Consider the following 14,195-nt stretch of genomic DNA (forward strand, 5'->3'; position numbering starts at 1 on the left):
AGGGAATTAAGAGTGGAGTCCGCCGATGAGTTCGTTCGGGCGGGCGGCGCCGAGGTCGGCGCACAGGACGGGCAGATCGCGGACGATCTCGGCCATGGCGTAGGGGTGGGTGAAGGTCGCGGTGCCGACCTGCACTGCCGTCGCCCCGGCGAGCAGGAACTCCACGACGTCGCGGGCGGTGCCGATGCCTCCGCATCCGACAACGGGGATGTCGACCGCGGAGGCCGCCTGCCACACCAGCCGCAGAGCCAGCGGCTTGACCGCCGGGCCCGAGAGCCCGCCGATGCCGTTGCCGAGCACAGGACGGCGGGACCGGATGTCGATCGCCATGCCGGGGAAGGTGTTGCAGACGGTGACCGCGGTGGCGCCCGCGTACTCCGCGGCGCGCGCCACATCACCGATGGAGGTCACGTTCGGGGTCAGCTTGACCAGCAGGGGAAGGCTGGTCCGGGCGGCGATGCCCGCCACCACCCTCTCGACCGCCGCGGCGTCGGTGCCGATCGCCAGGCCGCCGTGTTCGAGGTTGGGGCAGGAAACGTTGACCTCGAACGCGTCGGCATCGGCGTCGGCCAGCTCATCGGCCACCCGCCAGTACTCGTCGACGGTCAGCCCGCCCACGCTCGCCACCACCGGCACACCGAAGGCCCGGTAGGCGGGCAGTACTTCCCGCTTGAACCCGGCGGTGCCGGGACTCGGGATGCCCACGCTGTTGAGCATGCCGTGCGCGCTCTCGGTCAGCCGGTGGGCGGGGTTCCCCGAGCGCTGGTCGGCGAACAGCGTCTTGGTCACCACGGCTCCGAGGCTGCCGACCGGCATCAGGCCGCCCAGCTCGGGGCCGAAGCACCCGGACGCCGGCATCACCGGGTTAGCCAGGGTGAGCCTGCCGATGTCGACCGTCAGGTCCATACCGGTGTCGGCGGTTGCGTCGAACAGACGGTCGCGATCGTCGAGGACCAGTGGGCCGTCACAATCATCCGTCATATGGAAAAAGCTCCTCCGCGTCGTGGATGAATTGAGGATGTGTTCGGCATCCGCCTCTGTCAAGAGATTCCGAAGAAATTGGTCTCCCGGGTCCCCAGAACACTGAAAGGGCAGCTCACGCCTCTTTGGCTAAACGATTCCACTTCACGGGGAAACTGGATTGCAAATCTCCGCCTCGCGGAAATAAAGACCTCATCGGGTGCCACGGGATGACAATGACGGGCTGCTTCCGGCGGGCGAGCACCGCGGCCTGGGCGCGGAAACAAGTGTCCGGCGCGTGCCACGTGGCACCGCCGGACAGGAGGGGACAGTTCATCACGGAACGCACAGTGGACGTCCCGTCCGGGGGCGGCAGCGACGCCGCACCGGGACCGAGGCGGAGCGCCCCGGTCCCGGTGCGATGCGCTCCCGTCCCCAGCAGCGGTCCCAGGGGGCTTCACCGTGCTCTGCGGCAGCCGCTCCGCCGAGGCCGGCAGCGCATCTCCGCCCGCTCTGCTCAGCCGTTCCGCATGTGGCGGAGGATCGACTCCGTGACCTCCTCGCGGGTGGCGGTGCCGTCGATGTGGACCAGCTCGGCCCCGAGTTCCTCATAGGTGCGGGTGATGGACTCGATGCGTTCGGCCGACCTCTCCTCGAACTGCAGCTTCCCGCCGTCGCGTTCGTGCAGGCGGCGCAGCAGCTGGTCGGTCGGGAGGCGAAGGTAGAACGCGTGGTCGGGTCGTGGGATCCCCTGGTTGATCGTCGCCAGGAAGCGGAAATCGACGCCGCGGTGCACGAGCACGCCGAGGGTGGCGTAGATGTAGCGGTCGCAGAGCACCACGGCCCCGCGCTCCAACGCCGGATCGATCACCTCCATCACATGCCGGCGCCGGTCGGCTGCAGCCAGCAGGGCGAGGATGTACGCGGCCTCCACCGAGCCGCCCTGGTCGTGGAAGACCCGGACCTGTGGCAGCTCCCGGTACCAGTCCGTGGGCTGGCGGGTCTCCACCACTTCGCGCCCCGTGGCGCGGATGGCCTCGGCGACCCGCTCGATCTGGGTGGTCTTGCCCGAGCCGTCGAATCCGACGATGGACACGAGCAGTCCCTTGTCGGTGCGCTCCGGCTTGAAGAGCTCGGCCATGGCCGCGTCGTCGACCCTGCGTTCTGGCATGTTCCGTCCCTGTGCTTGTTCTGCTTGTCCTGCTTGTCGCGGATGGCTGTGGGTCGTGGTCACGGCTGTGCGCTCTCGCGCAGCGTCCGCACCTCGGCCATGAAGGCGGCCACCCGTGATTCGTCCACCTGGTTTCCAGGTACTCCGTCCACCTTGAAGTAGCTGCCGACGATGAACCCGTCGGCGTGCGGGTACACGGCGGAGAGGTTCTGCGGGGTGGTGCCGGAGCCGACGTACACGGGGCTTCCGCTGGCCTTGCGCGCCGTCAGCAGGTCTTCCGGGCTGGTCTCGAGACCCGTGAGCTCGCCGGAGACGACGATGCCGTCCGCGCGCTGCGAGAGGTCCCTGACCTCGGTGGCGAGGCTGGGGTAGGCCCATGGCTGGGAGTGCTTGACCCGGGCGTCGGCGAGGATCGCGACATCGCTGCCCAGGGCCCGGCGCAGACGCAGGGTCTCGTGGCTGTTGCCCGTGACGATGCCCTGCTCGGACAGAACCGCGCCGACGTGCACGTTGACGCGGATGAACGCGGCACCCGTCGCCGTGGCGATGGCCAGGGCCGCCGACGCGTCGTTGCGCAGCACCGCGACACCCGTGGGCACGGACGACATCCTGACGACTTCGCGTGTGACGCCGGCGACGGTGGCGACGGTCTCCGGCGGGACGGTCTGCGGGTAGAACGGGGCGTCCCTGAAGTTCTCGACGATCAGGGCGTCCACCCCGTGTCGCAGGAAGACCGCGGCATCGGCGAGCGCCGACTCGTAGATGTGACCGACGCTGCCGCCGTACCCGGGGGCTCCGGGAGTCGGCGGAAGGTGCACGCAGGCGATGACAGCCTTGTCGGGAAGGCGAAGCATGCTCAGGCGGCTCCTTCGATCTCGCGCAGCACTTCGAGCGCGGCCCGGCGCCGGTCGCGTGCGTGATGGATACGGCGTCCCAGGACCAGCAGCGAAGAGCCGCCGGCCAGTGCCTCGGCATGGGTGCCGATCCGTTTGTGATCGTTACCGCTCTCGCCCGGAGACCGGGTGCCCGGCGTCACGTAGAAGAAGTCCTCCGGCAGACCGTGCCTGACCGCCTCGATGTCCGAGGGCGCGCAGACGATGCCGTCGAGACCCGCCTCGGCGGCCAGCAGGGCCCTGCGCCTGACCTCGTCCTCGACCGTGCCGGGCACATGGAGGTCGCCGTTGAGTGTCTGCTCGTCGACACTGGTGAGCAGGGTGACGCCCACCAGCTTCGGGCGCTCGACGCCCAGCTCGGCGGCCGTCCTGTCCGCCGCGGTCACCGCCGCGCGCATCATCTCGGTCCCGCCGCCCGTGTGCAGGGTGACGATGTGGGCCCCGAGGCTCGTCACGGCATGGCCGTAACCGGACAGGGTGTGGGGGATGTCATGGAGTTTGAGGTCCATGAAGACCTTGACGTCCCGCTCCAGGATCTCCCGGACGAGCTCGGGCCCGTGGAGCGTGAAGGCCGAGTTGAGTTTGAAGTACCCGATGAGGTCTTTCAGCTCGTCCACCAGGCGCAGGATCTCGCTTCGGTCGTGGAGGTCGAGGGCCAGGCACAGACGCTCGCGTGCGGTCTCGAACGGGCGGTCGGGGGATGCTGCTGTCACTTCGTGTTCCTGTCTTGATGGGGGTGCCGCCGTCCCGGCTGAGCGCCGAGCAGGATGCTGCGGTAGATCTCGGTGGCCGCGGTGAGTTGTCCGAGTTCGACGCCCTCGGTCTCAGCGTGTGAGCAGCGCGCGTCGCCGGGGCCGAAGACCAGGCTCGCCCGGCAGAACTCCGCCAGCACGCCCGCCTCACTGCCGTAGGCGAACGCCTCCGGTTCGCAGGCCCCCGCCACGTCTCGCACGACCGCGTAGAACTCGGCGACCAGCGGGTCCGCCGACGACGCCTCGTTGGGCGGTGAGACGAAGGACAAGGGCTGGAGGACGAAGTCCACGTGGGCCGGCAGCAGTGCGCGCAGCTCACTCTCCATGCTCGCGGCGAACTCCTCGCCGGTCGTCCCCGGCAGGAAGCGGGCGTCGAAGGCGACGGTCACTTCCGCCGCGCTGAGGTTCATCCCGCCGGAGCTGTCCAGCCGGGTGACCGTCACGGTGGGGGAACCCAGCGAGGAGTGGCCGGGACGGGCGCCCAGCTCCGTGTTCAGGCGACCGACCGCGCCGACCAGTTCGGCCGCGCAGGAGACGGCGGTGACGTCGGAGGGATAGGCCGCGTGGCAGGGGGGCCCGCTCACCAGGAACGTGCCGCGGACGATGCCCTTCTGCGCGGCGACGGGGGCCAGCAGGGTGGGCTCTCCGGTGATGCCCAGGGTGGGGCGCATGCCGTGCTCGGCCAGACCGCGAACGCCGCGCAGAAGGCACTCCTCGTCGACGGTGGCGGCCAGATACGCCTCGCGCCTGTCCGGCTCGGCCGCGGCCTGGAGGAAGGCCGTCATCATGGCCGCGAGGGACCCCTTGGCGTCCGCGCTGCCTCGCCCGTACAGCGTGCGGCCGTCGCCGACCGGCTCGTACGCCGCGCGCGGGCCGCCCGCCGGGTAGGTGTCCATGTGAGCGCTGAGCAGGACGACAGCGTCGTCGGCCTGTCCCGCGCGGGGCAGCCTGGCGATCACGTTGCACCGGCCGGCGGACACCTCCTGCGTGTGGACCTCGACGCCCGCGGCCCGCAGCCGTTCCGCGACGAAGGCGGCCACGTCCCGCTCGTCGGGGACGCCTTCGGAACCCGGCAGCAGCGGGTTGACGCTCGGGATCGCGATCAGCTCACGCAGCAGTTCCTCGGCATCGGTGGGACCACCGAACAGCCCGGGGTGGCTGCGCGCCGCCTGCTCGTAGGTCTGCTGGAAGGCGGTGAACACCTCGTTGCCGAGCTCGGTGAAGACCTTGTCCGCGTGCGGCTCGATCAAGCGCAGGTCGCGCTGGTGCCGGGCGGCCACAGAGCGCAGGTGCTCTTCGAAGGACGGGCGCTCGTCGGCGAGGTCCGGACCGTCGTCCAGGGCGCCGAGAACGATCTGGTACTCCATGTGCTCCGTGAACAGCCCGTGGAAGGCGTCGTACACGCTCCGCGGGTCCTCCCGCCCGATGATCTCCGAGAGAGGGGACTCGGGGTCCACCTGGAAGAAGTCACCGCGGTGCAGGGTCGCCTCGCTGAAGAGCACATGGCCGCCCTGGTGGACGAGTTCCTCGACGAAGTAGTCGGCGCTCGCTCCCTCGGGAACGTTGAGGAAGATCATTCCGTGCATGCCCAGAGCCGCGAACGACTCCGCTGTCGGGTGCCGGAAGAGCAGGACCGCCCGCAGGGACTCGACGAGGGCCTGGTGGTACACAGGGCTCACGGCCGCGATCACTTCGAGTGCGCGTCCGATCTGCGGCAGGTACGCGCTGCCATCGCTGACGACGGCCAGTTTCTCGGGTTCGTCGATATACATGTCGAGGAACGCCCGCAGAAGAGGGTCGAGCCGCTCGGCAAGCTCGATGCGGGTACCCGGAACGAAGCCGGCCGGCTCGAGCGCGTACGTCTCGTCGCCGCCCTCCAGTTCGAGCGCACGGGTCCCGGGCACTCGGCGTACGGAGCGTGCGACGGAGCGGTGCTCGGTCGCGTACCGCCCGAGACCGGGCAGATGGATCACGCCTTCGTCGTCCGTGAGGACGGAGAACGCGGTCTCTTCGTCCGGTGTGGCGGCGAGGAGGAGCTGGTCGGCCGTCATGGAGGGAAATCCGCCGAGTACCAGTTGGCTGTAGAGCCGTGGTTCGTAGAAGGCGTGCAGCGGTGCCATCGGGATGGCTTTGCTGTGCGGCTCCTGCTGCGTCGCCAGTGCTCGCACGGTCTCGGCGAGTTCCTCGCGCGCAGCGCGTCGCCTGACGCCGAGCAATCCTTCAAAGTCCATGTGTCCAGGTGCCGTCATCGACGCAGCCCCCTCAGGTCTCGTTCTCGCGCAAGGTCGTGGCGGCTGCCGTGCCGCCGGCTACCGGCTACCACAGCTCCCGCACGGCAGCCTGGGCGACTTCTTCATGAGCTGGCACATGCACGAAGGCTGGCCCTCCAGAATTTCCCGATCCGCCGCAGAAACCTCGCTCGTGACGTGTTTGCATGCCATCTGAAGTCCTTACGTGAGCAACGGCCTTCGAAGTGGGCTCCTGGCATTCGCCCCGCAGAAGCGTGCCGGACACGTCGGAGATGGGCCACCCCCGGAGGGTGACACAAAGTCTCCAGGCACTTTCGTGCCACACGAGTTCGCGGCAAGAACATGCCAGGCTTATTCGTGCCATGCGAATTGAGTGGCACTCGGGGATTCGGAGTGGGACGCTTCATCTCGGCGGTTCCAGAATATCCAGTCGGTTCGGAACCGTTTTCTGACCGCGTATGCCACCAGGCATACCAATCGATTCGGAGATTAATCATGAACGTGAACTCTGATGTCCTGCGCCAGCTGTCGACCGGTGCCGTGAAGCGCGGCTGCCAGAACTGCAAGTAGGCTCATCGGACGGCGGCGGCATCGCGTACAGCGCCGCCGCCGTCCACCTCGCATGGCGACATGCCGCGGGACTACAGCAGCCGGCGCTCGGCGACACGTTGCCCCAGCTGGAATCTGCTGTGCGCGTTGAGACACTGCGAGAGCTTGGTGAGCATCCGGCGCTCGGTCCGCAGCGAGATGCCCATCCTCCTCGCCGCGGCTTCATCCGTGAGCCCCTCCCCCAGCAGGTGCAGCAGTTCGATGTGCTGCGGGGAGAGCGCCTCGTCGCCACGCGTCGCGGCACTGAACGGGACGGCCGAGAACCAGACGGTCTCGAAGAACGAGACCAGGATGGCGACCATGGCGGGCTCCTCGATGACGAGTGCCTCCCGCGACGGGTCTTCGCTGTTCAGTTGGACCAGGGCCGTCCGGCGGTCCGCGATGCGGAGACAGATGGAGAGTTCCGGCACCGTTCGGTACTCCGCGGGGCGCTGCGCCGGCTCCGGCGACTGCCCCTCCAACTCCCGGGCTCGGCATACACGCTCGGGGAACACGGCCCGCACCTCGACCGGGCGGGACGACATCGTCTCCGTGAGCGGTTCGGACATCGGCCCGCTCCCCTCCCCCGGTGGCCCGTCCGGGGCGAGCACCATCAGCTCCCGTTCGGTGACCGACATCAGCTGCCGCGTGCGCATGCGCACGGTGGCGGCTCCGTGGATGCGCTCGACGCCCATGCCGCGAGCGGCCGCGAACTGCCCCATGTAGTGGTCGACCATCGAGCCCAGTTGCGCACGGGTCTCCTCCAGCGCCAGTTGCTGTCGGGCGATGTCGCCCTGCTTCCTGGCCAGCAGCGCCTGGAAGCCGAGTTGCGGACTGACCGGGTGTATCTCCCCGGCCCGCTCCCAGGAGTTGTGGATGAGCGCGAGATCGGAGAGTGTCCGCAGGGCTTGGCGGAACTCGCCCTGGCCGATCTGCAAACTGGCCTGGAGATCGTCGACACGCACTCCGGGACGTCGCAGGATCGCCCGGTAGACGGTGTCCGTGGCGCCTTCGAGCTCCCAGAGCTGCGGCATCATCTCTTCGGCGGGATCCGGCGTGGCGACAGCGCGGTGCATGAGGCCTCTTTCAGCGGAGAACGGATGACCGTGGTGTGGCGCCGCCTGGCGCAGGCGTCCAGCGCGGTCCGTGGTCACCATGCCTGGCGCGGGAGTGGCGCCTGGACGATGCCCGTGACCATCGTCCAGGCGCGCTGGGAGCGCTCCCATTACGTGGGGTTCGCTGAAACGGGTCATGCCTCGGCTTCCGAGGTCCTCGCCGGCCCTTCGGCACCCCGCCCGTCCGCGTCGAGCAGGCGGACCGCGGGCACCCCGAGGTCGCGCACTGCCGGGCTCTCGAACACCGAGGCGATGGCGACGACTTCGGCCGAGCGCTTCCGGACGATCGCCGTAAGCGCCTTCAGGTACTTCTCGTTGGTCCAGGCGGTCGCGAGCAGTACGACGCGCGCGCCGGCGCCGATCTCGTTGGAGAGCGCGGCGATACCCGCGAGTTCGTCCGCGCGGACCACTGAGGCACCGAGCTCCCGGGCGACGACGTGACCGAGCACGCTGTCGTCACTGGAGTTCCAGAACGCGAGTGTGGTGGGACAGTACGGACGCAGGGTCTCGCAGAGCGCTGTGCCGACGACCTCCACCGCGCTCAGGGAGACCGTCGTGTTCAGTGTCGGTCCGTAGACGTCGGATGCCGTGCCCAGCTCCCGGACGGCCTCGGAAACGGTGGTGGTCGGGCCGGATGCGTTACTCATGAGGAGTTCCTCTCTCCATTCAGTGCGGGGATCGAGTGAAGGCTCATCGAGACTCCTTCGCAGGGAGGTGGTCCACGGACATCGCCCCGGGTGGCTCCCAGGGATCCGCCCGAGGCGTGGCCGGGTGCTTCGACTCCTGGCGGAGCTGCGTCGACCGAGCGGGCACGCCCGCGGTGCCGGGCCTCCCCCCGCTGAAGCCCAGTTCGGCCGAAAGGTCGTGGGCGGCGGCCTGGATGGTCCGCAAAGCCTCGGCGCGGGCCCGCTCATCACGCATACGGCCGCCCGCCGCGGTGAGGGTCACGCTCGCGGCGACCGAACCCGTGGAGGTGAAGATCGGCGACGACACGGCCCACACACACCGGTCGAGCTCGTCGTCGCACACGTCGTACCCACGCGTCCTCACCAGCGCGAGGTGATCGAGCACCTCTTCGACGGTCCGTGGCGTCTCCTCCGTGAACGCCACGAGATCGTGCTTGCCCAGCAGCCTTCGCACCACGGGATCGGGGCAGTAGGCCAGGATCGACCGGCTGGACGCGGCGGCGTGCAGCGGCATCTCCTGACCGATGCGGACGAACAGGCGCAAAGGGTGGCGCCCTTCGGACAGGGCGACACACACTGCCCTGTCGCCGATGAGCTCCGTGAGGAAGACGGTCTCGCCACTCGCCTCCGCCGCTGCGACCACCGCGTGGTGCGGGGTGACCAGAAGCGCGGACCGGTGCTGGTTCCCCTCGGCGAGCTGGTGGGCGACGGGGCCGAGGAAGTAGCGGCGGTTCATTGCGGAGCGGGTGACGAACGCCTCTGCCGCCAGCGTGGCGAGCAGCCGGTGCAGGCTTCCCGTCGGGATACCCAGTTCATTGTGCAGCTCCTGCAGCGTGGCGCCCTTGGGCTTGGCCGCCACGGCCCGCAGCACTTCCAGCGCTCGAACCACAACTTGCATGGAGGTCTCCTTTGTGCGACTGCTATCGGCTGGGCTGCGCGACGCGGCCGGCGGCGCGGCGGTCGGGGGGTGTCAGCAGCCTCGTGACCGTGGCGGTCACGCAGCTGGCGGCAAGCGGAGTTCCCCACCGACCGCGGAGAGCGCCAAGGCCGGCATCGGCAGGGGTAAACCGCCTCTCGCGTGCCGACAGGACGGGGCGGAGACCGCGTTCCCTCCGGCCGAGCCGACGGACGCGGGACGCGGCGCACCCGCCTCGGCCGTCGCATCGGCCCCGTCGTTCACCGGGAAGGCGTCGGCCCCTCGCATACGGTCTCCTGTGGTGGTGGAGGCGATGGACGTCGGCGACGTGGACGACGCCGAGTCCGGCACGCCTCGTCGAGTGTGCGGACGGCCTCGACCATGGCTTACCGACGGTCACGGGTCGCGGTGCCCACCCGTACGGCAGTCGCACCGGCAAGGGGGAATGCGACGGCGTCGGCGGCCGAGTCGATCCCTCCGCGGTTCACTACGGGAATCCGATGGCCGCAGCGGCCTGCCAGGCAGGCCGGCGGCTTGATCGCGGGGCCCGGAAGAACCCCGACACCGCTACCGATGCCCAGGACGGTGCACGTTCTCCGGGCCGCGTGCAATGGCCGGATTTCGCCTCTGACCTCGGCGTCTCTCCGGCCATCCGGTCCCGGTCATCCACGTCGACTCCCACGCCCACACCTCCACCACACGAAGACTCCCCCTCCGCCTCGCGGACAAAGTGACTATGCGTCGTCGCCGTCTGCACCGTCAAGAGGCGTCGCGTTGACTCTTGTTGGTTTCTCAGGCATGGACAAATAGCAGGTCAGGGACCTTGCACCCAGAACCTCCACGGAGCGGAAGCAGGTGTTCGCCACTCCTCCGCGTAGCGGAAACCAGCGCACTGCGGAGCACACGGGAAGGTCCCGCTCACGCTCACCCGGCTTGAGTCGATTCATCGGCTATGACAGCGTTTCCGCTCGGTGACCGGCTCATCCGGATACACCCTGATGATGCTGGTTCGGGGTCGTCACGAGGCTCTGTGGTTGCGCCAGAATTCACGCGCCGGGGGTGGTGCCGGCCACACGAAAAAAGCGCGCTCACGGCGAGTTGACCGCGGTGCCGCGGGCATGTTGTCCGTCGCCGCTCACCGGATGGGGCCGCCTGGTCCGGCCGTTGGCCGGGTTGCGCGGCCCATCGGCCGGCCGATGCCTCGTATCCCATCCCCTGTCCCGGTGTCGCGTTGCCGCCCGGACCGGAGAACGGGCCGGGGGCCATCGCCAGTCGATCGGCGATGGCCCCCGGCCTCGTGTGTCAGCCCTCCGAGGGCTCGCCCGCCAACCGCTCGGCCACCGTGTCCCAGGCCGCGCGCAGCGACTCCGGCCTGGCCAGTTCGTGGTGCTGGCAGGGCAGGGCGGTCTGGACCACCTCTCCCATGACGTACGGCTTCCACCTGGCCCCGAGCGGCACGCCCTCCGGCTTGCCCAGCAGGGCCGCCACATGGATCAGGTCACCCTGGTACGTGCTGGGTACGTGCGCGGTCGCGAGGGCGATGTTGTTTGCCCGCACGCTCTCGGCCCTGGCCACTTGTTCGTCGGAGAGGTCGAGCCCGAAGCGCTCGCCGACCCGCAGGACGGCGTCCGTCCAGTCGACCTCCTCGTCCTGCTCGGCCCTCTCCCGGCCCGCCGACGGATAGGCGTCGAGCACGACCAGTGCGGCGACCTCCTCGCCGGCCTCCTGAAGCTGCACCGCCATCTCGTGTGCGACGACACCGCCCAGGGACCAGCCCAGCAGGTGGTACGGGCCCGACTGCTGGACCTCGCGAATCCGCGCGAGGTAGTCCGCTGCCATCTCCTTCACTGAGCCGGGCAGGGCGCCCTCCTCGCTGAGGCCGCGTGCCTGGAGGCCGTACAGCGGCCATGCCTCGGGCATGATCCCGGTCAGTGGCGCATAGCACCAGCTGAGGCCGCCGGCCGGGTGCACCGCGAAGAACGGCGGCCGGGTGCCTTCCGTGCGCAGCGGGAGCAGGACCTTGAGCCCGTCGGCTCCGGCCGGCCGGCTCAGCCCCCGCACGAGGGATTCGACCGTCGGGGTCTCGAACAGGTTCCGTATCCCCAGTGCGACTCCGAGCGTCGAGCGCAACTTCTCCACGAGCGTCACCGCGAGCAGCGAATGGCCGCCCAGCTCGAAGAAGTTGTCGTCGATACCCACCCGCTCCAGGCCGAGCACCTCGGCGAACACCCCGCAGACCAGCCGCTCGTCCCCGGTCCGCGGCTCCCGGTAGGACGCCGCCGGCACCGCGGTGCGGTCGGGAGCCGGCAGGGCACGGCGGTCCAGCTTGCCGTTGACCGTCAGCGGGATGGCGTCCAGGACGACGGTCGCCGAGGGGACCATGTACCCCGGCAGTACCGACGTCAGGTCGGCCCGGATCGCGGCGGTGTCCACCGCCGTGCCCGCGGTGGGCACGACGTAGGCGGTGAGCCGACGGTCTCCGGGTACGTCCTCCCGGACGATCACGACGCCCTGGGCGACGTCCGAGCGGCCGAGCAGGGCCGCTTCGATCTCGCCGAGCTCGATGCGGTGGCCGCGGATCTTGACCTGGTCGTCGGTGCGCCCCAGGTAGTCCAGCGTGCCGTCCGCACGCCACCGCGCCAGGTCGCCGGTACGGTACATGCGCTCGCCCGCGGCCCCGAACGGGCAGGCGACGAACCGTTCCGCCGTCAGCCCCGCACGCCCCAGGTATCCGCGGGCCAGGCCCGCACCGGCCACGTACATCTCACCGGCCACACCGACCGGGACCGGGGCCAGGAACTCGTCCAGCACGAACACCCGGGTGTTGAGCACGGGCGAGCCGATCGACACCTCTCCCGCCGACGGATCGCAGCGCCACAGCGTCGCGTCGACCGTGGTCTCGGTCGGGCCGAAGGAGTTGAACAAGCGGTGGCCACGAGCCCAGCGCGCCATCACGTCCGGCGGGCACGCCTCACCCGCGGTCACCAGGACCACGTCCTGGGCGATCGACCCTTCGTGGAGAGTGGCCAGAACTGCCGGCGGCAGCGTCACGTGCGTCACCCGCTGCTCTGTGAGGAAGTGCGGCAAGGCCTCGCCGAGACGTCGGTCCTGCGGGATCACCACGAGGGCCGCGCCGGTCAGCAGTGCCATGAACCACTCCCAGCCGAAGGTGTCGAAGCCCGCCGAGGCGAACTGCCCGACCCGCGACCCGGCACCGACTCCCAGGTAGCGCTCGTGACCCGCCACCAGGCTCGCCACACCCGCGTGGGAGACCAGCACGCCCTTGGGCCTGCCGGTGGAACCGGAGGTGTAGATCACGTACGCCGCATCGGCGGCCCGCACCGTGCGGCCGACCGGTGCGGCGGCGTCCAGAGCCGCCAGTTCCGCCACCGTCTCCGGCGCGTCCAGCACCAGGGCGGAGGGCGGCAGCACCGCTGCCGCGTCGGAAGCCGCGGCGGGGGCGGGCAGCAGCGGTGCCGTGTCCGAGGAGACCAGCACCATGACCGGCGCCGCGTCCTGCAGCATGTATCCGATGCGGTCGGCCGGGTACGCTGCGTCGATCGGCATGTACGCGCCGCCCGCCTTCGCTATCGCGAGCAGCGCCACCATCAGCTCGGCGCCTCGCTCCAGACACACGCCGACGAGCGTCTCCGCGCCCTCGCTCGTGCCCGCACCCACACCGCGTGCCCTGAGCAGCCGCGCGAGACGGTTGGCCCTCGCATCGAGCTCGGCGTACGTCATGTCGACCCCATCGGCGACCACGGCGAGAGCCTCCGGAGCCCGTGCGACGTGTGCCTCGAACAGTTCCGGAATCGTCGCAGCCGGTATCTCGGACACCGTGTCGTTCCACGTCGTCAGCAGCTGCTCGTGCTGCTGGGCGCCGAGAACCGGAATGCGGTCGAGCCGGGTGTCCCGCTGTTCCTCCAGGGCACCGACCACGTTCTCGACGGTGGTGTGCAGCAGCGCGCAGACGACCTCCGGGTCGATCGGCCGGCCCGCCTGTACGGAGAGCCGGAACCCGGTACCGGTGTCGTCGACCGAGGCGGTGAGCGGGTAGTTGGTGCGTTCCTGCCCGAAGAGGGGGGTCACCCCGGCGAGCCCGGTTCCGGTGTCGTCGGCTCCTCGGCTGTGTCGGTAGTTGAGGAGTGAGGTGAACAGGGGGCTCTGGGCGGGGAGGCTGGTGGCCTGCTGCGCGAGGGTGAGCGGTGCGTGCTCGTGGGCCAGGAGTTCGGACAGTTGCACCTGCACGGAGCTCAGGCCGTCGGCGAGGGTCTGGGTGGCGTCGATGCGGATGGGGAGGGTGTTGATGTAGAGGCCCGGGGTCCGGTTCGACGCGTCGCCGGCGTCCATGCGTCCGAGGAGGACGGTGCCGAAGACCGGGTGGGTCTGGCCGGTGGTCGCGGCGGCGACCCGTGCCCACGCCAAGTGGAAGAACGCCGCCGCACTCACCCCGTGACGCCGCGCCTGCACCCGGAGGCGCTCGGCGGCCTCCGCCGGCAACTCCACCACGGCCTCGCCGGTACCGCTGCCGTCGCCGTGGGTGTCGAGCACCCCGTAAGGCGCGGTCGGCTCCTCGACCTCGCCCAGCTCGCGGGCGAAGTAGGCCTGGTGCTGCTCGACCGAGACCGCCAGGCGTGCGTGTGCGACGAAGTCGCGGTACGGCGCAGGCTCCGGCAGCTGGGCCTCTTCCTGCTCCAGGTGCGCGCGCACCTCGGCGAAGAGGATCTCCAGCGCCTGGTGGTCGCGGATCAGGTGGTGGCTCTGCAACGCCAGCAGCCAGCGGTCCTGCTGGGGGTCCTGGGCGAGGGTGAGACGCATCAGCGGCGCGCGACGGATGTCCATCGACGCCGGACACGCCTCCAGCA

At 69.9% G+C, this 14,195-nt stretch carries 9 protein-coding genes; all 9 read right to left on the reverse strand.

Annotation, left to right across the window (positions count from 1 at the left end; translation table 11 throughout):
* Positions 1-6: 6 nt before the first annotated feature.
* Positions 7-981 (reverse strand): dihydroorotate dehydrogenase, encoded by a 975-nt coding sequence (locus tag G3I41_RS28185; protein WP_164403195.1) that lies wholly within the window; start codon positions 979-981, stop codon positions 7-9.
* A 496-nt stretch (positions 982-1,477) separates the two neighbouring features.
* Entirely contained in the window at positions 1,478-2,131 is a 654-nt protein-coding gene (gene tmk, locus G3I41_RS28190) for a dTMP kinase (protein ID WP_164403196.1), read from the reverse strand.
* A gap of 59 nt (positions 2,132-2,190) precedes the next feature.
* Positions 2,191-2,985: a BtpA/SgcQ family protein gene (locus tag G3I41_RS28195; protein WP_164403197.1), complete on the reverse strand. Its 795-nt coding sequence runs from the start codon at positions 2,983-2,985 to the stop codon at positions 2,191-2,193.
* A gap of 2 nt (positions 2,986-2,987) precedes the next feature.
* The gene (gene pyrF / locus G3I41_RS28200) at positions 2,988-3,737 is read right to left on the reverse strand and encodes an orotidine-5'-phosphate decarboxylase (RefSeq protein WP_164403198.1); all 750 of its coding nucleotides are present in this window, start codon (positions 3,735-3,737) and stop codon (positions 2,988-2,990) included.
* Positions 3,734-6,007, reverse strand: coding sequence for a M20/M25/M40 family metallo-hydrolase (locus G3I41_RS28205; RefSeq protein WP_164403199.1), 2,274 nt, complete (start codon positions 6,005-6,007; stop codon positions 3,734-3,736). Before G3I41_RS28205 ends, pyrF begins: the two co-directional genes overlap by 4 nt.
* 659 nt (positions 6,008-6,666) lie before the next feature.
* Positions 6,667-7,689, reverse strand: coding sequence for a hypothetical protein (locus G3I41_RS28210; protein ID WP_164403200.1), 1,023 nt, complete (start codon positions 7,687-7,689; stop codon positions 6,667-6,669).
* Between the two features lie 173 nt (positions 7,690-7,862).
* Entirely contained in the window at positions 7,863-8,375 is a 513-nt protein-coding gene (locus G3I41_RS28215; RefSeq protein ID WP_164403201.1) for a hypothetical protein, read from the reverse strand.
* A gap of 43 nt (positions 8,376-8,418) precedes the next feature.
* Complete coding sequence (locus G3I41_RS28220; protein ID WP_164403202.1) at positions 8,419-9,312, reverse strand: IclR family transcriptional regulator; 894 nt, start codon at positions 9,310-9,312, stop codon at positions 8,419-8,421.
* 1,320 nt (positions 9,313-10,632) lie between these two features.
* Positions 10,633-14,195: non-ribosomal peptide synthetase (locus G3I41_RS28230; RefSeq protein WP_203601765.1), on the reverse strand; the 3,563-nt coding region annotated here is incomplete at its 5' end.

The sequence above is a fragment of the Streptomyces sp. SID9727 genome (genome assembly GCF_010550605.1).
In the GTDB taxonomy this organism is placed as follows: Bacteria; Actinomycetota; Actinomycetes; order Streptomycetales; family Streptomycetaceae; genus Streptomyces.